The 20430-nt window shown below is 74.3% G+C and carries 17 protein-coding genes and 1 pseudogene; 7 read left to right on the top strand and 11 right to left on the bottom strand.

Annotated features, from left to right (window positions below; translation table 11 throughout):
• Positions 1 to 79 precede the first annotated feature (79 nt).
• Positions 80 to 826, top strand: a complete 747-nt coding sequence (locus ACIOD1_RS33885) for an acyltransferase (protein WP_401906948.1) — start codon at positions 80 to 82, stop codon at positions 824 to 826.
• Between the two features lie 32 nt (positions 827 to 858).
• On the opposite strand, the gene ACIOD1_RS33880 is transcribed toward ACIOD1_RS33885, so the two are convergent.
• Positions 859 to 1725 carry an EamA family transporter gene (locus ACIOD1_RS33880; RefSeq protein WP_401906945.1) on the bottom strand — a complete coding sequence of 289 codons (867 nt, stop codon included), beginning with the start codon at positions 1723 to 1725 and terminating at the stop codon, positions 859 to 861.
• A 107-nt stretch (positions 1726 to 1832) separates the two neighbouring features.
• Between ACIOD1_RS33880 and ACIOD1_RS33875 the strand changes: the two genes are divergently transcribed.
• The gene (locus ACIOD1_RS33875) at positions 1833 to 2423 is read left to right on the top strand and encodes an XRE family transcriptional regulator (protein WP_365628785.1); all 591 of its coding nucleotides are present in this window, start codon (positions 1833 to 1835) and stop codon (positions 2421 to 2423) included.
• A gap of 75 nt (positions 2424 to 2498) precedes the next feature.
• Here ACIOD1_RS33875 and ACIOD1_RS33870 read toward each other — a convergent pair whose 3' ends face one another.
• Complete coding sequence (locus ACIOD1_RS33870; RefSeq protein ID WP_365628617.1) at positions 2499 to 2909, bottom strand: CoA-binding protein; 411 nt, start codon at positions 2907 to 2909, stop codon at positions 2499 to 2501.
• Positions 2910 to 3012: 103 nt separating this feature from the next.
• Here ACIOD1_RS33870 and ACIOD1_RS33865 point away from each other — a divergent pair, with 103 nt between their 5' ends.
• The 3 genes from ACIOD1_RS33865 (at position 3013) to ACIOD1_RS33855 (ending at position 7971) form a co-directional block, all read left to right on the top strand.
• Entirely contained in the window at positions 3013 to 3651 is a 639-nt protein-coding gene (locus ACIOD1_RS33865) for a YigZ family protein (protein ID WP_365628614.1), read from the top strand.
• Between the two features lie 124 nt (positions 3652 to 3775).
• A complete protein-coding gene (locus tag ACIOD1_RS33860; RefSeq protein WP_401906943.1) occupies positions 3776 to 4963 on the top strand; it encodes an exonuclease SbcCD subunit D in 1188 nt (395 codons plus the stop codon).
• Positions 4960 to 7971, top strand: a complete 3012-nt coding sequence (locus ACIOD1_RS33855; RefSeq protein ID WP_365628608.1) for an SMC family ATPase — start codon at positions 4960 to 4962, stop codon at positions 7969 to 7971. The genes ACIOD1_RS33860 and ACIOD1_RS33855 overlap by 4 nt, the downstream gene beginning before the upstream one ends.
• Here the strand turns inward: ACIOD1_RS33855 and ACIOD1_RS33850 are convergent.
• Positions 7961 to 8407: an Lrp/AsnC family transcriptional regulator gene (locus ACIOD1_RS33850; protein ID WP_365628605.1), complete on the bottom strand. Its 447-nt coding sequence runs from the start codon at positions 8405 to 8407 to the stop codon at positions 7961 to 7963. The two genes, ACIOD1_RS33855 and ACIOD1_RS33850, sit on opposite strands and share 11 nt — an antisense overlap.
• A gap of 94 nt (positions 8408 to 8501) precedes the next feature.
• Between ACIOD1_RS33850 and ACIOD1_RS33845 the strand changes: the two genes are divergently transcribed.
• Positions 8502 to 9029 (top strand): rhodanese-like domain-containing protein, encoded by a 528-nt coding sequence (locus tag ACIOD1_RS33845; RefSeq protein WP_365628602.1) that lies wholly within the window; start codon positions 8502 to 8504, stop codon positions 9027 to 9029.
• Positions 9030 to 9124: 95 nt separating this feature from the next.
• Here ACIOD1_RS33845 and ACIOD1_RS33840 read toward each other — a convergent pair whose 3' ends face one another.
• The 4 genes from ACIOD1_RS33840 to ACIOD1_RS33825 form a co-directional block, all read right to left on the bottom strand.
• On the bottom strand, positions 9125 to 10834 hold the full coding sequence (locus ACIOD1_RS33840) for a DUF885 domain-containing protein (RefSeq protein ID WP_365628599.1): 1710 nt from the start codon (positions 10832 to 10834) through the stop codon (positions 9125 to 9127).
• Positions 10835 to 11056: 222 nt separating this feature from the next.
• Positions 11057 to 12502 carry a GNAT family N-acetyltransferase gene (locus ACIOD1_RS33835; RefSeq protein WP_365628596.1) on the bottom strand — a complete coding sequence of 482 codons (1446 nt, stop codon included), beginning with the start codon at positions 12500 to 12502 and terminating at the stop codon, positions 11057 to 11059.
• Positions 12503 to 12703: 201 nt separating this feature from the next.
• Positions 12704 to 14293 carry an alkaline phosphatase D family protein gene (locus tag ACIOD1_RS33830; RefSeq protein WP_401907010.1) on the bottom strand — a complete coding sequence of 530 codons (1590 nt, stop codon included), beginning with the start codon at positions 14291 to 14293 and terminating at the stop codon, positions 12704 to 12706.
• A 124-nt stretch (positions 14294 to 14417) separates the two neighbouring features.
• Positions 14418 to 15317, bottom strand: coding sequence for an alpha/beta fold hydrolase (locus tag ACIOD1_RS33825; protein WP_401906938.1), 900 nt, complete (start codon positions 15315 to 15317; stop codon positions 14418 to 14420).
• A gap of 345 nt (positions 15318 to 15662) precedes the next feature.
• Between ACIOD1_RS33825 and ACIOD1_RS33820 the strand changes: the two genes are divergently transcribed.
• Complete coding sequence (locus tag ACIOD1_RS33820; protein ID WP_365628590.1) at positions 15663 to 16418, top strand: GntR family transcriptional regulator; 756 nt, start codon at positions 15663 to 15665, stop codon at positions 16416 to 16418.
• Positions 16419 to 16854: 436 nt separating this feature from the next.
• Here ACIOD1_RS33820 and ACIOD1_RS33815 read toward each other — a convergent pair.
• From ACIOD1_RS33815 to ACIOD1_RS33800, 4 genes and pseudogenes are all read right to left on the bottom strand, one after another.
• Positions 16855 to 17008, bottom strand: a pseudogene (locus ACIOD1_RS33815) (glycine/betaine ABC transporter ATP-binding protein); the annotation flags it as partial.
• Between the two features lie 87 nt (positions 17009 to 17095).
• Positions 17096 to 18250 (bottom strand): ROK family transcriptional regulator, encoded by a 1155-nt coding sequence (locus tag ACIOD1_RS33810; RefSeq protein WP_365628587.1) that lies wholly within the window; start codon positions 18248 to 18250, stop codon positions 17096 to 17098.
• A 200-nt stretch (positions 18251 to 18450) separates the two neighbouring features.
• Complete coding sequence (locus ACIOD1_RS33805) at positions 18451 to 19101, bottom strand: response regulator (protein WP_401906935.1); 651 nt, start codon at positions 19099 to 19101, stop codon at positions 18451 to 18453.
• A gap of 4 nt (positions 19102 to 19105) precedes the next feature.
• On the bottom strand, positions 19106 to 20281 hold the full coding sequence (locus ACIOD1_RS33800; protein WP_401907009.1) for a sensor histidine kinase: 1176 nt from the start codon (positions 20279 to 20281) through the stop codon (positions 19106 to 19108).
• Positions 20282 to 20430: the final 149 nt, after the last annotated feature.

Raw genomic sequence — 20430 nt, 5'->3', positions numbered from 1 at the left:
CCGACCGGGTCCCGCGATGGGGTGAAGATCACAGGAGCGCCGTCCCGACGTCCGGCGCGCGGCGCACTACCGTGGCCGGGTGCCGAAGAAGCAGAACACGTTCTCATCTCTGGCGGCCCTGCGCGGTCGGCTCGCCAACCGGGCGGTCCACGCGGGCTGGCGCTGGATGCAACGGGCGGGAGCGGTCACCGCGGAGCACCCCGGGCGGCTGCGCTTCGCGGCCATCGGCCACGGCACCCGGCTGGCCTTCCCCCAGGGGACCGTCTTCGGCGAACCGTGGATCAGGCTCGGCGGACACTGCATCGTGGCCGAACAGGTCACCCTGACCGCCGGGATGATGCCGGACCTCGACCTCGGCCCGGAACCGGTGCTGATCCTCGACGACGGGGTGGTCCTCGGCCGGGGCAGCCACGTCATCGCCGACGCGCGGATCTCCATCGGGGCCAACACCTTCTGCGGCCCGGGGGTGTACATCACCTCCACCAACCACAGCTACGACGACCCGCACGAACCGGTCGGCCGCCAGTGGCCCCGCAGCGCGCCGGTCGAGATCGGACCGGGCTGCTGGCTCGGCACGGGCGCCGTGATCCTCCCGGGCGCGCGGCTCGGCCGCAACGTCGTGGTGGCCGCGGGGTCCGTCGTACGGGGAGACGTGCCTGACCACGCGGTGGTGGCGGGGGCGCCCGCGCGGATCGTGCGCCGCTGGGAGCCGGAGACGGGCTGGCAGCCACCGCTGCGCACCCCGGCGCCGGTGCCGATCCCGGACGGGATGACCTCCGAGCAGCTGCGCGGGCTGGCGGAACTCGCGGAGGCGGAACAGACGTAGCCCGCCCCCTCGGGCCGGGTCGCGCCCGGGGCTCAGCCCGCGGCGAGCAGGACCGTACCGGCCAGGGCCAGGCCCGCGCCCGCCGCCTGCACCCCGCGCAGCCGTTCCTTGAGCACGGCGAAGGCCGCCAGGGCGGTGACCACGGGGTAGAGCGAGGAGAGGACGGCGGCCACGGTGACCGGCCCGTGCTGGGCGGCGACGGAGTAGGTGCCGTTGGCGGCCACGTCCGCGAGGCCGACGAAGGCCAGCGCGGGCAGCAGGGCCCACAGGAGGCTCCGGCCGGCGCCGGCCGGCAGGGCCGGGATCCCGCGCCGGGTCTGTGCCCACAGGGCCGCGCCGCCCACCGTGACGTTGGTGACGCGTTGGACGAAGAGCGCGAGGAACAGCCCGGTCACGGTGGTGGAGGCCTGCGCGATCAGGGCCATCACGGCGCCGAAGCCGAAGGCCGCGAGCAGGGTGAGGACCACGGCCTGCCGCTGTACGGGCGCCCCGCGCAGCTCGGGGCCGCCCGCGAGGAGGATCCCGACGACGGCCACGGCGATGCCCGCGAACTGGCCGGGCCCCGGGCGCTCGCCCAGCGCCAGACCGGCCCCCACCGGTACGACCACGCCGAGCGAGCCGAGCGGGGAGACCACACCCATCGGGCCGAGGGCGAGCGCCTTGTAGAAGCTGAGCATCGCCACCGGCCCGACCAGCCCGGCGCCCACCGCGAACCACAGCTCGGGCCCGACCTCCCGCCAGGCGCCGGTGCCCAATACCACGGCGCCGAGGACGACGACGGCGACGACCTGCGAGACGACCACCACCGTCAACGCCGGCAGGCGGCGGGTCAGCAGGCCGCCGCCGAAGTCGGCCAGTCCCCACAGCACGGCTGTGGCCAGGGCGAAGAGGGCGGTCATGGCAGGACCTCGCAGTACAGTGTGATGAACGCTGCGGTGCAGCATGGAGTACAACGCAGGTTAGTTCAGTCTGTTGAACTGTGTCATCCAAAATATTGGACGGAATGGTGTCGGATCTTGAACAGCTCACCCAGGCGCTCGCCCGGAACCTCAAGCGGTGGCGCGGTGAGCGCGGATTCACCCTGGACGCGCTGGCGGCCCGCGCGGGCGTGAGCCGGGGCATGATCATCCAGATCGAGCAGGCCCGTACGAACCCCAGCGTCGGCACCACGGTCAAGCTGGCCGACGCGCTCGGCGTCAGCATCACCACCCTCCTCGACCACGACCGCACCCCGCGGGTGCGTGTGGTGGGGCCGGGGGAGGGCGTGCGGATGTGGTCCGGCGCGGAGGGCGGCTGGGCGCGGATGTTGCTCGGCGACGACCGGCGCGGACCGGTGGAGATGTGGATCTACCGCCTGGAGCCCGGCGAGGGCGCGGCCTCGGACCCGCACCCGACCGGGACCTTCGAAATGCTGCACGTCACGTCGGGCGAGCTGACCCTGGTCCACGGTGACGAGCGGTACGTGGTCCCGGCGGGCGGGGCGGTGTCCTTCGAGGCGGACGCCGCGCACGCCTACCGCAACGAGGGCGGGGTCCCGATGGAGATGACCATGGCGGTGTCGATCCCGCCCGTGCGCGGCGTGGGGGGCCGCGACTGAGCCCCCGGCCCCGAGGAGGCAGGGGGCTCAGTCGGGGATCGGGCCCGCGGGCGGGGTTCGGGGCCGGCCCGGGGCTCAGGCCCGCAGGGCGGGGATCTCGATCGCCGGGCAGCGGTCCATGACCATGTCCAACCCGGCCTCGCGCACCCGCCCGAAGGCGGCCTCGTCCACCACGTCCAGCTGGAACCAGACGGCATCCGCGCCCGCCGCCACCGCTTCGTCGGCGACCGCGCCGGCCAGCGCGCTGTTCACGAACACGTCCACCACGTCCACCTTGAACGGGATCGCCTCCAGCGAGGGGTACCCCACCTCGCCGTGCACCGTCTCGGCCTTCGGGTGCACGGGGACCACGCGCTTGCCGAACCGCTGGAGCACCCGGGCCACCCCGTAGGCGGCCCGGTCCTCGTTGTTGGACAGCCCCACGACGGCCCAGGTGTCGCCGAGTTCGGTGAGGATCTTGCGGATGGTTGCCGGGTCGCCGTACACGGGCGCCGCCTCCTGGGGGTTCGGACCGTGCTGGTCCGGGGGTTCGGATCGTCTGCTCGGACAACGAAGGGGACGCCTGTCCGATTCCCCGTAGGGTGGGGTGGTGAAGGCAGACCAGTACGTGACGGTGGCCCGTGAGGGCGTGCACGAGACGGAGATCAACCGCTCGCGCTTCCTCTGCTCCCTCGCCCCCGCCGGGACCGAGCGGGAGGCGCAGGAGTTCGTCGCGCGGATCCGCAAGGAGCACCCCACCGCCTCCCACAACTGCTTCGCTTACGTGATCGGCGCCGACGCCTCCGTCCAGAAGGCCAGTGACGACGGCGAGCCCGGCGGCACCGCCGGGGTGCCCATGCTCCAGATGCTGACCCGGCGCGACGTCCGCTACGCCGTGGCCGTCGTCACCCGCTACTACGGCGGGGTCAAGCTCGGCGCCGGCGGACTGATCAGGGCCTACGGGGGAGTCGTCGGCGAAGCCCTCGACGCGCTGGGCACCATCACCCGTCACCGCTACCGGCTCGCCACGGTCACCGTCGACCACCAGCGGGCCGGGAAGACCGAGAACGACCTGCGCTCCACCGGCCGGGCGGTGCTCGACGTGCGCTACGGCGAGGCCGTCTCGATCGACATCGGCCTCCCCGAGGCGGAGATCGAGGGCTTCCGCGCCTGGCTCGCCGACGCCACCGCCGGCGCCGCGGCCTTCGAGCTCGGCGGCGAGGCCTACGGGGACGGGCGAACGGGTTAGCCTGGAGGGTCGGCGCGGGGTCCGCGCCGACGGCGCCGGACGGGCCCGGATCGGTTCCGGCCGGAACCCGTCGCGCGGGGCGGGAACCACGAAGGAGAGCAAGCGTGCGGGTCGGAGCGGTCGAGTGAAGTTCCTGCACACCTCCGACTGGCACCTGGGCCGGTCCTTCCACCGCGTGAACCTGCTCGCGGCCCAGGCCGCCTTCATCGACCACCTCGTCGAGGCCGTCCACGAGCACGGGGTCGACGCCGTCCTCGTCTCCGGGGACGTCTACGACCGGGCCGTGCCCCCGCTGCCCGCCGTCGAGCTGTACGACCGCGCCCTGCACCGGCTCGCCGACCTCGGCGTGCCCACCGTGATGATCTCCGGGAACCACGACTCCGCCCGCCGTCTCGGTGTCGGCGCCGGGCTCATCGACCGGGCCGGGATCCACCTCAGGACCGACCCGGCGGGCTGCGCCGACCCCGTGGTGCTGGCCGACGTGCACGGGGAGGTGGCCCTCTACGGGCTGCCGTACCTCGAACCCGCTCTGGTCAAGGACGAGTTCGCCGCCGAGAAGGTCAGCCACGAGGCCGTGCTCGGAGCGGCCATGGACCGGATCCGGGCCGATCTGGCCGGCCGGCCCCCAGGGACCCGCTCCGTCGTCCTCGCCCACGCCTTCGTCACCGGCGGGCAGGCCAGCGACAGCGAACGCGACATCGCCGTCGGCGGGGTCGAGTCCGTGCCCGCCTCCGTCTTCGACGGGGTGGACTACGCCGCCCTCGGCCACCTCCACGGCTGCCAGACGGTCAACGAACGGGTCCGCTACTCCGGTTCCCCCCTCGCCTACTCCTTCTCCGAGGCCGACCACCGCAAGACCATGTGGCTGGTCGACCTCGGCCCCGCCGGGGAGGTCACCGCCGAGCGGCTCGACACCCCCGTGCCGCGCCCCCTCGCCCGGCTGCGCGGGCGCTTGGAGGACCTCCTCGCCGACCCCGCGCTCACCGCCCGCGAGGACAGCTGGATCGAGGCCACCCTCACCGACCCGGTCCGCCCCGAGGACCCGATGGCCCGCCTCACCGCCCGCTTCGCGCACACCCTCAGCCTCGCCTTCGACCCCGAGGGCCGCGAGGAGGGCGGCGTCGCCTCCTACGCCCAGCGCCTCAAGGGCCGCAGCGACCAGGAGATCGCCGAGGACTTCGTCACCCACGTACGGGGTGGCGGCGCCGCCGACGACGCGGAGCGGGACGTCCTGCGCGGAGCCTTCGACGAGGTGCGCGTCCAGGCCTCCCGCGAGCAGCGGCTCCAGGACCGTCAGGAGAGCGCCCGATGAGGCTGCACCGGCTGCGGATCACCGCCTTCGGCCCCTTCGCCGAACCCCAGGAGATCGACTTCGACGCCCTGTCCGGCGCCGGGATCTTCCTGCTCCACGGTCCCACCGGCGCGGGCAAGACCTCCGTCCTCGACGCCGTCTGCTACGCCCTCTACGGCTCCGTGCCCGGCTCCCGACAGGCCCCCGGCACCACCCTGCGCAGCGACCACGCCGCCCCGCAGACCCCCACCGAGGTCACCCTCGAACTCACCGCGGGCGGCCGCCGCCTGGAGATCACCCGGCGCCCCGAACAGGACCGCCCCAAGAAGCGCGGCGCCGGCACCACCAAGGACAAGGCCCAGAGTTGGCTGCGCGAGCACACCGGGGCCGCCTGGAGCGCCCTGAGCCGCTCGCACCAGGAGATCGGCGAGGAGGTCGAACAGCTCCTCGGCATGAGCCGCGAGCAGTTCTGCCAGGTGGTGCTGCTGCCCCAGGGGGAGTTCGCCCAGTTCCTGCGGGCCGGCGCCGAGGCCCGCGGCCGGCTCCTCGGGCGGCTCTTCGACACCCGCCGCTTCGCCGCCGTCGAAACCCTCCTCGCCGAACGCCGCCGGGCCGCCGAGGCCAAGGTGCGGGCCGGCGACGAGAAGGTGCTCGCCGCCGCCCAGCGGCTGGCCCAGGCCGCCGGGGACAGCGCCGACCTTCGGGCCTGGCCGCTGCCCGCGCACCAACCCGGCGACCCCGGTCTCGCCGAGGCCGTCCGGGCCTGGGCGGCCGTCGCCCGCTGCTCCGCCCGGGAGCGGCTCACCGTCGCCGAGTACGCCCTGGCCGCCGTCGAGGGACGTCACGCCGCCGCACGGCGGGACGCCGTCGAGGCGCGGGAACTCGACCGGCTCCAGCACCGCCACGCCGAGACCACCCGCCGGGCGGCCCTCCTCGCCGACGCCGCCCCGGAGCGCGAACGGGTCCGGGGCCTCCTGGACCGGGCCCGCCGGGGCGCCCTCGTGGCCCCCGCCCTGGAACTGCGCGGGGCCGCGGCCGGCGCCCACCTCACCGCCGCGCACGCCGAGACCGTGGCCCGGGGGGAACTGCCCCCGCAGCTGGCCGAAGCGGGCACCGAGCAGCTCGCCGCCGTGGAGCAGCGGCTGCGCGAGGACCTCGGCGCGGTCGGCGCCGCCCAGCGGGCGGAACAGCGCAGCGCCGAGATCGGCCGGGAGCGCGCCACGCTGGAGCGGGAGTCCCGGGACGCCGACGAGCAGCACCAGGAGTCCGCCGAGTGGCTCTCCCGCTGGGAGACCGCCCGCGCCGCGCTCCAGGAGCGGATCGATGCCGCCCAGCAGGCCCTCACCCTGGCCGAGCAGCTCGCGGGGCGGCTGGAACCGGTCCGGATGCAGCTCACCGCCGCCCGGCGGCGCGACGACCTCGCCGCGACCGCCGAAGCCGCCTCCGGCGAACTCCTCTCCGTACGGGAGGAGTCGTCCGCCGCCCGGGAGCGCTGGCTGGAGCTGAAGGAGACCCGGCTGCGCGGGATCGCCGCCGAACTGGCCGCTGCCCTCACCGCGGGGGAGCCCTGCGCGGTGTGCGGCTCGGCCGAGCACCCCGATCCGGCCCGCCCGGCCGCCGGGCACGTGGACCGGGCCGCCGAGGACGCCGCCCACGCCCGCTCCGAGCAGGCCGAGGAACGCCGCGCCGCCGTCGAACGCAGGCTGGCCGCCCTCCGCGAGGCCGAGTCGGAGGCCGCTGCCGCCGCCGGAGAGGCCGGCACCGCCGAGCTCCTCGACCTCACCGCCGACCTGAGCACCCGCCACGCCGCCGCCCAGGCCGACGCGGCAGGGCTGCACACCGCCCGCGAACGCCTCGCCCGCGCCGAGCGGGAGCACGAGGCGCGCAGCTCCGACCGGCTCGACTCCGAACGCCGGGCCGCGGCCCGCGCCTCGCGCCGCGAGGCCCTCGACCGCGAGCAGACCTCCCTCGAAGCCGAACTGGTCCTCGTACGGGGGGACTCGCCCAGCGTCGCCGCCCGCGCCCGCACCCTTGAGGACCGCATCCGCATGGTCACCGGAGCCGCCGGCGCGCTGCGCCGGGCCGAGGTCACGGCCGCGCGCCTGAAAGAGGCCGACGGCCAACTGGCCGACGCCGCCTTCAAGGCCGGGTTCGAGACCGTCGAGGCCGCGGCCGACGCAGTCCTCCCCGAGTACGAACGCACCGCGCTCCAGCACCGGGCGGACGCCTGGCAGGCCGAGGAGGCGATGCTCGCCGACCGCCGCGCCGAACGGGACACGGCCGAGGCCGCCGAGCTGCCCCCGGCCGACCCGCGCACCGCCGAGGCCGCCGAGGAGCGGGCCGCGACCCGGCTGCGCGCCGCCGGGTCGGCGGTGGACTCCGGCCGGGTCCGCTGCGCCGAACTGGACCGCCTCTCCCGCCAGGCCGAGCAGGAGCTGCGCGCCCTGGGCCCGTTGCGGGAGGCGTACGAGCGCGTGGCCCGCCTCGCCGGGCTCACCGCGGGCACCTCCGCCGACAACGAACGCAAGATGCGCCTGGAGGCGTACGTCCTGGCCGCACGGCTGGAGCAGGTCGCGGCGGCGGCCACGGTACGGCTGCTGCGCATGTCCGGCGGGCGCTACACCCTGGTCCACTCCGACGCCCGCGCGAGCGGTCGCGGTCGCTCCGGCCTCGGACTGCACGTCCTCGACTCCTGGACGGGCAGCGAACGGGACACCGCCACCCTCTCGGGCGGCGAGACCTTCTTCGCCTCCCTCGCCCTGGCCTTGGGCCTGGCCGACGTGGTCACCGACGAGGCCGGCGGGATGCGCCTGGACACCCTCTTCATCGACGAGGGCTTCGGCAGCCTCGACGACCAGGCGCTGGACGAGGTGCTCGACGTACTGGACTCGCTGCGCGAACGGGACCGCAGCGTCGGCATCGTCAGCCACGTCGGAGACCTGCGCACCCGGGTCCAGGCCCAGCTGGAGATCGTCAAGCAGCGCGGCGGCTCCGTGGTGCGCCACCGCACGGCGGGGGTCACGGACTGATCGGGCGCCGGGCCAGCGGAGAGGAGTACACGATGCTGGTGGTCACCGGTCCGAGGCCGGAGATCCGTCCCGTGACCTCTTCCAGGTGGGCCATCGAGCGGGCGGCGACCTTCAGGACGAAGCAGTCGTCGCCGGTGACGTGGTGGGCTTCCAGGATGTCGGGGGTGGCCTCCAGGAAGTCGTGGAACGGCTTGTAGTTGCCGTGCGGATAGCGCAGCCGCACCAGGGCCAGGATGGTCTTGCCGAGCTTCTCGTGGTCGACCACGGCGGTGTAGCCGGTGATGATCCCGGCCTCCTCCAGCCGCCGGACGCGCTCGGTGACGGCGCTCGCGGACATGGAGACCGCGCGGGCCAGCTCGGTGAAACTGGCGCGGCCGTCATCTTGCAGGGCCGCCAGGATGCGCCAGTCGGTGGCGTCGGGAACATATCCGTTCATGGTGCAGGTCTAGCAGGGGAATCCACGGGAGAACAAGGTGACTACCGGGGAATCCGGCTTCCGGAGATGATCAACGCTTTGTAGATTTTCAGCCATGACGACGACGAACCACACCGCCCCCGCTCCCGCCTCCGCCCCGCCGACGGTGAACCCCGTGCTCCGGGTCCCGCCGGCCGGTCCGGCCGCCGCGGCCGCCTACTTCGCCGCGAGCCTCGCCTTCCACGCGGATGTCTCGGACGTCGCCGGCGCCTTCAAGGCCCACCGCGAGCAGGGCGCCGACCTGGGCTTCCAGCTGATCGACTCCCGTTCGACCCCGTCCTGGGACCAGGCCCACGTGCCCGGCGCGATCCATCTGCCCACCGCCCTGATCCCCGAGCAGGCCGAGCGGCTCCTCGACAAGAACGTCCCCGTGGTGACGTACTGCTGGGGCCCCGGATGCAACGGAGGCACCCGCTCCGCCCTCGCCCTGGCCGAACTCGGCTTCCAGGTCAAGGAGATGCTCGGCGGCATCGAGTACTGGATCCGCGAGGGCTTCGAGGTCGAGACCTGGGAGGGGTCCCGGCAGCGCGCCGAGGCCGACCCGCTGACCGCCCCGACCGACTCCGACGACTGCGGCTGCTGAACGGCGGGCCGCCGCGCCGCGTGCCGCGCATCATGCGAACGGGCCGTCCGCCCCGGGGGAGCGGACGGCCCGTCGTCGTGCGCGGGTGCGGGCGATCAGAGCTTCGACAGCTCGTCGACCAGGTCGTCCAGCCCCAGCGACCCCTGCGACAGGGCGGCCATGTGCCAGGCCTTGAGGTCGAAGGACTCGCCGTGCGCGGCGCGGGCGTTGTCCCGACCCAGCAACCAGGCGCGCTCGCCCAGCTTGTAGCCGATCGCCTGTCCGGGCATCGACAGGTAGCGGGTCAGCTCGCTCTCGATGAAGTCCGCCGGCCGCCCGCTGTGCAGGCCGAAGAACTCCTGGGCCAGCTCCACCGTCCAGCGCTCGCCCGGGTGGAACGGCGAGTCCGCGGGGATCTCCAGCCCCAGGTGCATGCCGATGTCAACGATCACCCGGGCGGCACGCATCATCTGGCAGTCCAGGTAACCCAGGCGCTGCTCGGCGTCCTTGAGGTAGCCCAGCTCGTCCATCAGCCGCTCCGCGTACAGGGCCCAGCCCTCGGCGTTCGCGCTGACGAGGCCCACGCCGGCCTGGTAGCGGGAGAGCTGGTCCGCCACGTGCGTCCACTGCGCGAGCTGGAGGTGGTGGCCCGGAACGCCCTCGTGGTACCAGGTCGAGACCAGGTCGTAGACGGGGAAGCGGGTCTGGCCCATCGTCGGCAGCCAGGTACGGCCCGGCCGGGAGAAGTCCTCCGACGGGTTGGTGTAGTACGGCGCCGCCGCGCCGCCGGACGGGGCGATCATCGACTCGACGCGCTTGACCCGCTCGGCGAGTTCGAAGTGGGTGCCGTCGAGGTTCTCGATGGCCTCGTCCATCAGGCCCTGGAGCCAGGTCCGGACCTCGTCGACGCCCTCGATGTGGGTGCCGTGCTCGTCGAGGTGGCGCAGCGCGTCCCACGGGTCGGGCTCGCCCGGGAGGATCTTGGCCGCCTCGGCCTTCATCTCCGCGAGCAGCCGGTGGTACTCCGCCCAGCCGTAGGCGTACGCCTCGTCCAGGTCCAGGTCGGTGCCGTTGAAGTAGCGCGACCAACGCGCGTAGCGCTCGCGGCCCACCGGGTCCGGGGCGTCGGCCACGGCCGGGGCGTACACGTCCCGCATCCAGTCGCGCAGCTCGACCACGGCCGCCGTCGCCAGGGCCGCCGCTGCGTCCAGCTCGGCGCGCAGGGAGGCGTGGCCCGCGGCGGCGAACTCCTCGAAGAAGCCGACCGCGCCGTCGCCGTCCTGCCCGGCCCAGGAGGTGAGCTGGTCCACGAAGGTGGCGGTGGGGCGGGGGCCGGCGTACAGCGAGCGCTCCAGGCCGAGGGCGAGGCTCTCGCGGTAACCGGCGAAGGCCGCCGGCACGGCGCGCAGCCGCTCGGCGATGGCGACCCAGTCCTGCTCCGTCTCGGCGGGGGTCAGGGTGAAGACCTCGCGGACGGCGTGCGCCGGGGAGTGGATGTTGCTGACGGCACGCAGGTCCTCGTCGGCCTCGTACACGGCGAGTTCGGCGTTGAGGCGCTCGCGCAGGAGCCGGCCGCAACGACGCTCGGCGTCGGACGCGGCGCCGGGGAGCCGCTCCGCCGCGTCGAGCCGGGCGAGCGTGTCGCGCGACAGCTCGGCGGCCGCGGCCCGGCCGGCGGGGGAGAAGTCGGGCAGGGCGCCGGAGCTGGAGGCGATGCCGAGGTAGGTACCCGTGATCGGGTCGATGGCGATGAGGTCGTCGACGTAGGCGTCGGCGACCTGACGGGGCAGACGTGCTGCACTGTCACTGTGGAGGGTCTCTGACATGCCGCCATCTTCGTACGGCGGGAGGCCCTACGTCATCACCGTCATGCCCCAGCCTCCTGTCGGGGGCCGGATCGGGCGGGTGCTCCGTGCCCGGCCTGGACGAGACGGGGCGGGTATGCCCGGCCCGGATCGCGGCCCGTGTGAGGCATCTCTCCCGGTCGGCGGCCGGCCCGCCCTCCCGCAGGGCCGGCCCCCGCCCGCAGCGGGCCGGAGCCGACGGGATCAGCGCTGGTGGCCGGGGCGGGTCCGGTACGCGTCCTGCGCGCCCGGGAGTTCGCGGGGCGTGCGCGCGGTGGCGGGGGTCGGGTCCAGGCGGGCGGTGATCACCAGGGTGCCCTCCTCGATCTGGTAGTCGAGGGGGAGGCCGAGGCCGCGCATGGCCGCGACCATTCCGGTGTTGGAGGCCTGGGTGACGGCGTACACGCTGTCGCAGCCGGCCTCGACGGCCAGGGCGAGCAGGCGGCGCAGCAGTTCCGAGCCGATGCCGCGACGCTGCCAGTCGTCCTCGATGAGCAGCGCGACCTCGGTCTCGTCGCCGTCCCACAGCAGGTGGCCGAGGGCGACGAGCTTGCCGGAGGCGGTGGTGGCGGCGAGGGTGCGCCCGAAGCGGGGGCTCAGGAGGTGGCCGAGGTAGCGGTCGGCGTCCGCGACGGGGCCGTGGTAGCGCAGGCCGAGGGTGCGCTCGGAGCAGCGGTCGTGCATGGCGCGGGCGGCGGTGAGGTCGGCGCCGTCGGCGCGGCGCACGGTGATCTCGTTGCCCTCGGGCAGGGTCAGCACGTCCTGGCTGCGCGGGACGCGCGGCCCGAGGCGGGCGTCGAGCTCGACGAGGGCCCGGGCGCGGGCGAACTCCGTCGGGGTGAAGGGAAGGTAGGGGCGCTCCACGGTGATCGCGCCGCCCGAGGGGTCGCGCAGCCGCATGACCGTGGCCTCCAGGACCCCTTCGACCGGGGCGTCGGCCGCCGCGTTGGGGCGGCCGGAGAGGCTGGTGGCCGGGATCGAGTGGATGGTGCACCGGCCGAGCAGCTGGCGCAGGGCGAGGGGCAGTTCGGCGGCGTCCAGGGCGGTGCGGGTGGCCAGGCCGAGGACGCGGGTGGGGGTGTCCACCAGGTCGTGGGCGTCGGCGCGCTCGATCCAGGTGCTGTGGCCGCCGGCCTGGGCGACGGCCCGGGTGAGGTCGGCGGAGGGCAGGTCGTGCGGGGAGCGCAGGAGGAACTCGTCGACCGTGCCGCCCTCGGGGAGGGGGTGCGTCTGCAGGGTCAGGATGTCGACGCCGTTGCGGGCGAGGGCGGTGCAGAGCGAGGCCAGGCTGCCGGGCTCGTCGCGCACGGTCGTCCGCATGCGCCAGAGGGCCGGGGTCACGGTGCGCGCGGTCGGACCGGTGCCGGTCGCCGTCGTGCCCGTGACCGTCGTGTCCGCCGGCGTCGAGGCCGAGGGCGGGGGCGCATGGCTGTGGCGGCGTGCCCACCAGGTGTGGAAGGCCGCCGTGACCAGCAGGGCGACGGCCGATGCCACCAGCAGGATCGGGCCCTTGGGGCCGTGCGCGACGAGATTGGCGATGCCGTCCGCGACCGCCACGGCGCAGAAGAGGGCGGACAGTTCGACGAGGTCCCGGCGCCAGTGGTGGCGGTGGGCGGGGCGGGCGGCGGGGGCAGGGATGCGTTCAGTCATGCAGACCACTGTGACCCAGGGGTGTTGCGTGATCACGAACGATCTGTGACCGACTGGTTAAGTGTCGATCTGGCCGGTTTCACCCAGTTTTCCGGCTGATTTCCTCAAGCGACACGGCCGGCGCACCTGGCGCACCCGGCACTTTCCGCCCACCCGACGCTTCCCGCCGGCCCGCCCCAGGCGTCAGGCCCGCCCCACGCGTCAGTTCTGTCCCACGTGGCCGGGCTGGAGGACCCGGGTGAAGAGTACCCCGCCCCCTTGGCGGCGCAGGCGGACCGTCAGTTCCCCGCTGTCCGCGTCGATCTCGACCTCCCCGTAGTACGGGGGATTCTCGGCCGGGGACATGTTGGCGACCGGCGCCGACTGCGCGTACGCGGTCCGCGGCCCGAACGTCGCGTCCAGCGCGCCGGCCGGGAAGCCGCCCGCGCCGATCGGGCCGGAGACGAACTCCCAGAACGGCGCGAAGTCGGCGAAGGCCGCCCGCTCGGGGGCGTAATGGTTGGCGGCGGTGTAGTGGACGTCGGCGGTGAGCCAGACGGTGCCCGTGACGTGCCGGTGCTTGATGTGGCGCAGGAGTTCGGCGATCTGCAACTCGCGGCCCAGCGGCGCGCCCGGGTCGCCCTGGGCGACGGCCTCGAAGTTCGTCGCCCCGTCGGCGACGACGATGCCGAGCGGCATGTCGGCGGCGATGACCTTCCAGGTGGCCCGGGAGCGGACGAGTTCCCGCTTGAGCCAGGCCAGTTGCTCGGCGCCCAGGATGCCGATCGGGTCCTCGGTCCGGCGGCCGGGGGAGTTCGCGTCGCGGTACGTGCGCATGTCGAGGACGAACACGTCCAGCAACGGTCCGTGCCGCTGCACCCGGTACATCCGCCCCTCGGCGCGACCCCCGCGCAGGTCGGTCACCGGGAAGTACTCGCCGAAGGCCCGGCGGGCGCGGGCGGCGAGGGTGTCGACGTCCCGCACGGTGTAGCGCGGATCGTCGATGACCTGCCCCGGGTACCAGTTGTTGCGCACCTCGTGGTCGTCCCACTGGGCGAGGACGGGCACCTGGGCGTAGAAGTCGCGCAGGTTGCGATCGAGCAGGTTGTAGCGGAAGTTCCCGCGGAACTCGTCGAGGGTCTCGGCGACCTTCGCCTTCTCCTCGGTGGTGACGTTGCGCCAGATCCGGCCGTCGGGCAGCGCCACGGCGGCCTGGAGGGGACCGTCGGCGTAGATGGTGTCGCCGCTGAAGAGGAAGAAGTCCGGGTCGAGCCGGCGCATCTCGTCGGAGTCCCGGTAGCCGCCCAGCTCCGGGTTGATGCCCCAGCCCTGCCCGGCGAGGTCCCCGGACCACAGGAAGCGCACGTCGTCGCGGCGCGAGACCGGGGCGGTACGGAAGGTGCCGCGCACGGGCTCGCCGGTGCGGCGGGGGTCGTCCGGGTCGGTGAGGACGACGCGGTAGTGGATCTGCTGCCCGGGCGGCAGGTCGCGCAGGGTCGCGGTGCCCGTGAAGTCGGTCGCGGGGCCCAGGAAGGGCCCGCCGTGGCGGCGGACGCCGTAGCGGAACGCCTCGCTCGGGGAGGTCTCCACGTACATCCGGGCGGGACGGTCGGAGCGCGTCCAGACGGTCGCCGAGTAAGGGGTGATCTCGCCGCACTGGGTTCCCCAGAGCGCGGTCGGCCGGCCGGAGCGGACGAACGCGGCGGCGCCGGAGGAGGCGGCCCGCGCGGGCGGGGCCACGGCCGTGGACAGGGCGAGACCCAGCGGGACGGCGAGTGAACCGCCCAGCAGGGAACGTCGGGTGTGCGGCATCGGTGCCATCGGTGCGTCTCCAGGAGCCGGCGGGGGCGGGCCGACCCAGTGTGTCGACGCACACCGGACCGGCCGCGTCGCCCACGCGAACCCCGGATGAACAGCCCTCGGCCTTCTGTTCGGTCTATCCGGCGGCGGCGGCGGCGGTGGTGGTGGTGGCAGCGGCGGTGGTGGTGATGCCGGTGGCGGCTCCGGCGCGGGCGGTGTCGAGGATGACCCGGGCCACGAGCGCCGGGTCGTCGTTCATCGGCACGTGGCCACAGTCCGGGAGGCGCACCAACCGGGCCCCGGGGATCGTGTGCTTGGCGCGCACGCCCTGGCGTCGCGGCAGCAACCGGTCGCGGGTGCCCCAGGCGATGGTGACCGGGAGACCCGTCACGTCGTGCGTGAAGCGTACGGAGCCCCCCGCCGCCAGCGTCCCTTCGAAGCCGGTGGCCTCCCGCAGGGCGAGGGTCTCCGCCACCACGGCCTCGGGGGAGCGACGGGCCGGGCGGGCGTAGATCGCGCCGGTGAGGGCGGCCCGGCCGGCGGCGCTGCGGGAGATCCGCTCCAGGGCCGGCAACGGCAGGGCGCGGGCGCCGGCCCGCATGACGCGCAGCGCGGTGAAGGCGTAGCGCCGTTCGGCCGGCGACCAGAACCCGGCGGGGGAGAGGGCCGTGACCGAACGGGCCAGACCGCTCCGGCCCATTTCGAGCGCGAGGAGGCCGCCGAGGGAGTTCCCCGCGACGTGCGGACGCTCCACACCGAGGGCCGCGCACAGCGCCGAGAGGGCGGGGGCGACGGTGTCGAGGTCGTAGGGGATGCCCGCGGGGAGCGGCTCCGAGGCGCCGAATCCGGGCAGGTCGACGGCGATGACGTCGTGGTCGGCGGCCAGCACGTCGGTCACCGGGTGCCAGGCCTGGAGGTGGTGGCCGATCCCGTGCAGGAGGAGGAGCGGTTCGCCGGCGCCCTTGCGCTCATAGGCGGCGGTCGCGGTGCGGGGGCCCAGCGGCGAATCGATCGTGAAGGAGACCGTGGCGGTCATGCTGCTCCTCGTCGGGTGGGCGCGTCCTCGTCGGGTGGACGCGGCGGTGTGGTCGACGCGTGTGAGACGGGCCGTCAGTAAGGACTGTGCCCATCATTACCGGGCGGTAGCCGTGGCGGCAGGGTTTCCGGCTTTCGGCGCGGTACGCGAGAACATCCTGTGAACGTGTTGCTACATATGCCCGATCTGCCCGACAAAGCGGTGAGGATTGGTCTTGACCAAGGGGTGGCGCCGTCCTATCGTCGCAGGGATAGTGCAGGAACCTTTAATAAACAAAGGCGCGGAACTGCGGCGAGGAACTGCCGCTGTACGACGGTGATAGCGGCGATCGCAGGAGGAGTCAGGGTGGGGACCACGCAGCTCGAATCGGTGCCGGAGCCGAAGTACTGGCACCTGAAGACGGTGCTCAGCGAAGCGCTGGACCGGGACTTCGCCGTGGGCGAGGTCCTGCCCAACGAACGTGACCTCGCCGCGCGCTTCGGTGTGGCCCGCGCCACCCTGCGACAGGCCCTGGAGCAGCTCGAACTGGAAGGCCGCCTCCAGCGCCGCCGCGGCGTCGGCACCACGGTCGCCCCGCCGCGCGTGGGCGTCGCCGTCGGCAACACCGGCCACAGCTGGCCCGCCGAGAGCGCCGACGGCTGGGAGGCCGTGGACGCGGCCGAGGGCGTTCCCGCCGCCGCGGCCGTGCTCGCGCTCCTCGGGACCGCCGCCGACCAGCCCGTGCACACGGTGCGCCGGACCCGCGTCACGCAGGGCCAGGCCGTCGCCGCCGAGCTGCTCTACGTGCCCGCCGCCTCCGTGCCCGGGCTCTCCGCGATCGACGCCCCCGCCGGGCCGGCGCGTGCCCGTGCCGTCCTGCGGGAACTCCAGCGCCTCGTGCTGGACGGCCAGGACCGCTCGGTCGAGCTGGGTTCCGCCCGGGCGGACGACGCCAAGGAGCTGGACCGGCTGCCCGGAGCGCCCGTCCTCCTCGTCACCACCCGGTTCTTCACCGCGGAGGGCACCGCTGCCGTCTCCGTCGCGACGTACCGCGCGGACACCTGCCGCCTGACCTTCGGTGACTCGGGCGTCGAAATCACCGAAACCCGCGCCGCGTCCTGACCCCTCCCGAAGCCCCGGCCGCCCAGGCGCCGGGGCTCCCTCACGCCCGCACCGCCCGGACTTCCCGGACCGCGACCCGGCCCTCAGGCCGGGCCGGGTACCTGGCCGGGTACCGGCCACGCAAGCCGGGCCACGCTCCGGTCGGATAGCCGGCCCGCGCCCCGTTCCGCGGGCGGACCCGGACCCGCTGCCTGAGCGGGACGGCGATCCGCACCACGGACCGGCCGGGGTCGCCGCGTGAGCCGGGCCATGACCCGCTTCACACGTCGGACCGGACCCGCCGCGTCAGCCGGGCCGCGACTCGGTCGGCAGTCGGGCCCACAACCCGTTCCCCAGGCCTGCCGGGACCCGCCGCGTGACCGGGCGACGATCCGACGCGTGCACGTGGCCAAGACCCGCCAGCGCCACGGCATGCGGGCAGTGACTTGCCGTACACGAGGGCGCGGGCCAGGCCGACGCGCTGCTGCCGGCAGCTCACGAGCCGGCCGGGGCGGCGGAATTCCGGGCCTTCGAGGCCGACCTTGGCGACGAGCGCGGCGGCCTTGCGCCCGGCGGTCGGCGCGTCCGACGCCGGCAAGGCCGCAGGCCACGCGCCGGCCGGCCCGGCCGGGTACGCGACCGTCCGTCGGAGCCGTCGGAGCCGCCGAGCCGCCGAGCCGCCGAGGCGGCCGACGCGGTCATCGTCGCGCGGTGACCGTCTTCTCCACCGCGAAGAGTTCTTCCTCCACGTGGTCCAGTGCCAACCGCAAGGCCCCCGTCGCCACCGCGGCCTCGCCGAGGAGGGACAGCTCCACCCTCGGCGGGCGCAGGCAGTAGCGCTCCAGCTCTTGGCGGAGGGGCCCGAGCACCCCGTCCAGGCCGGCCGCCCAGCCGCCGACCACCACCAGTTCGGGATCCATCGCGAGGACCAGCGCGGCCACGTCGTGCACCAGGCGCTGGAGGAACCGTTCAACCGCCGCGACCGCCCGCTCGTCGCCGCGCCTGGCCATCGCGAAGACCTCCGCCACCGCCGGTTCGTCCAACGGGTGCAGGGGTTCGCCCGTCGTCGACAGCAGCCGCTCCGGGGTGGCCTCGCGTCCCAGCAGGTGCAGCGCACCGATCTCGCCGGCCGCGCCGCCGAAACCGCGGTGCAGCCGGCCGCCGATGAGGGAGCCCGCGCCGGGGCTGAGCCCCGCCATCACGAACACCACGTCGTCGGTGTCCCGCGCCGCGCCCTTCCAGTGCTCGGCCACGGCTGCGGCATTGGCGTCGTTCTCTACATGCACCGGACAGCGGAAGGAACGGCGCAGCCGCTCACCCAGCGGCAGCCCGGTCCAGCCCGGCAGGGCCGTACCCAGCCGGACCGTGCCGTCCGCCTCCACGATTCCGGGGCTGCCCACGCCGACGGCCCGCAGCGAGTCGCGCGGTACGCCGACCCGCCGCAGGAGCTCGGCCACCGCCGTCCTGACGCGCTCCAGCCGCTCATCGGCCGAAGCGGTCTCCGTGACGTCCTTCGTGCCCGCGCCGATGACCCGGCCGTCCAGGCCGGACAGCACCACGGCGATCCGGTGCGCGCCGATCTCGATGCCCAGCAGGTGGCCCGCCTCGGTACGGAAACGGAACCTCCGCGCGGGCCGGCCCTGACGCCGGGCGCCTTCCTCGGCGTCGGCCTCGACCACCAGCCCCGTGCCGATGAGGCCCTCCACCACGCCCTCGACCGTCGGCCGGGACAGGCCCGTGACGCGGGTGAGGTCGGTGAGCGTGTGCGATTCGGCCGCACGCAGGGCCCGCAGTACCACGGCCGAATTGATCCGTCGGAGCAGAGAGGGATCCCCGCCGGTCAGCTGCCCCAACGTGTGTCCTCCCAGCTAGCGGCCCTGTCACGCGGATCGTACTGTGCCGTCGGCGCGGCGGCGAGAAGCAGCCCCCCATCAGCCGGAATCAGCCGCTCCTCTCCACTCCTTGCGAACCGCCCGCCGCGGCGCCCGAGCCGCACCGGCCCGCACCGCGCGGGTACCCGGGCGTGGGGCGGATCGGCCGCCGGACAACGACCTCAGGCCGGGGCGACGAACCCGGACTCGTAGGCGGTGATCACCGCCTGGGTCCGGTCGCGTGCGCCCAGCTTCCCGAGGATCGCGCTGACGTGTGACTTCACCGTCTCCGTGCCGACGATCAGTTCCTTGGAGATCTCCACGTTGGTCAGCCCGCGCGCCATCAGACGCAGGACCGCCTCCTCCCGCTCCGTCAGCGCGGCCCGCTCCAGGGCGGTCCGTGCCTGCCGGTTCCCGTACTCCGCCGCCAGCGCCCGCACGGCCGCGGGGAAGAGGAGGGTGTCGCCCTCCGCCACCAGCCGTACGGCGTGCACGATCTCGGACGGGCGGGCCCGCTTCAGGAGGAAGCCGTCCGCGCCGGCGCGCAGCGCCCGGTAGACGTACTCGTCGTTCTCGAAGGTCGTGACCACCAGGATCTTCGGCGGCGAGTCCACCGTGCGCAGCACCGCCCGGGTCGCCTCGATCCCGTCCATCAGCGGCATCCGGACGTCCATCGCCACCACGTCGGGCCGCAGCTGGCGTACGAGGGGGATGACGGAGGCGCCGTCGGCCGCCTCGCCCACCACCTCGATGTCGGGATGCGCGTCCAAGACCGCGCGCAGTCCCGCACGCACCAGGGGTTCGTCGTCGACGAGAAGTACGGTAACCGGCATCCGGTCAGCGTATTCGCTCCAACGGGAGTCGGGCGCGCACTCTCCAACCGCCCTCGTGGGGACCCGTTTCGGCGTCTCCGCCGAGCAGTGCGGCCCGCTCCTTGATGCCGCGCAGCCCGCTCCCGTTGCCCGTCATGATCTGGGGTCCTTCCGGCAGGGGGTTGGACACCTCCAGGACCAGCCGGCCGGGACCGACGTCGACGCGCACCCGGACCGGGACGGGGCCGCAGTGCCGCAGCACGTTCGTGAGGGCCTCCTGCAGGATCCGGTACCCCTCCCGGGTGACGGGACCCGGCAACTCTGCCAGCGGGCCGCTCAGTTCGGCGTCCACCGCGGCACCCGAAGCCCGGGCGGACGCCAGCAGTCGGTCCGCCTCCACCAGGGTGGGGCGTTGCGACGGGGCTCGGGAGGACTCCCGCAGGACCAGCAGCACCCGCTCCAGATCCTCCAGCGCGGCCCGCCCCGTCTCCTCGATGGCGTTCAGCGCCCGGTCGGTGAAGGCGGGGTCGTTGGCCGCCCGGGCCGCGCCGGCCTGCACGACGGCCACGGTCAGTGCGTGTCCGATGGAGTCGTGGAGTTCCCGGGCGATCCGCGTGCGTTCCAACAACTGTTCCGTGCGCGCCTCCAGGGCCGTGAGCCGCTCGGCCGCCGAAGGACCCAGGAGGCGGCGGGCGAGGGCCGTGATCAGGTGCCCGAGGAGGACCACGGTGACGAGGAGCACGACCACCGGGACGGGGACGAGCAGGACGGCGACCCAGCGCGGGGGAGTGAAGGGCATGAACGGGTTGCCGTTGAGGGGGTGCCCCATGGCGACGGCGATGAGTTCGACGGTCATCGCGGGGAGCCACACGGTCGCCGCCCAGGCGGCCCCCGCCACCACCAGCCGCAGTTCCAGCCACAGCAGGGTCCGCCACCGGTCCGCCCAACGCACCGAGGGAGTGGTGCTGATCCCGGACTCCGCGGAGCGGTCGAGCTGCGGGGTGAGCAGGAACTGGGCCTGCAGCCCCTCGGCCAGCCGCACCCACGGCAGGAACGCGAACGGTATGACGATCAGCAGGGGCATCCACGGCCATTCGGGCTCGATGAACATCCACACGGCGAGCAGCAGGAACGGTACGCACAGGTGCAACCAACGCGAGTACGTCACGGGTCGGAAGGGATCGCGGAGGATCCGGGGCAGGGGCTGCATGGACTCATCCTGGCAGGGGGTGGTGGCGTGGGGGGGGCCCCCCCCGGGGGGGGGGCCCCCCCCCCCCGCGGGGGGGGGGGGGGGTGGGGGGGGGGGGGGCCTTGGGGTGTGAAACCAACGAGGCGGGCGGCCAGTCGCAA

It is taken from the genome of Streptomyces sp. NPDC088097 (assembly GCF_044741845.1).
Lineage (GTDB): Bacteria > Actinomycetota > Actinomycetes > Streptomycetales > Streptomycetaceae > Streptomyces.
This window is presented reverse-complemented; position numbering and strand designations above follow the sequence as displayed.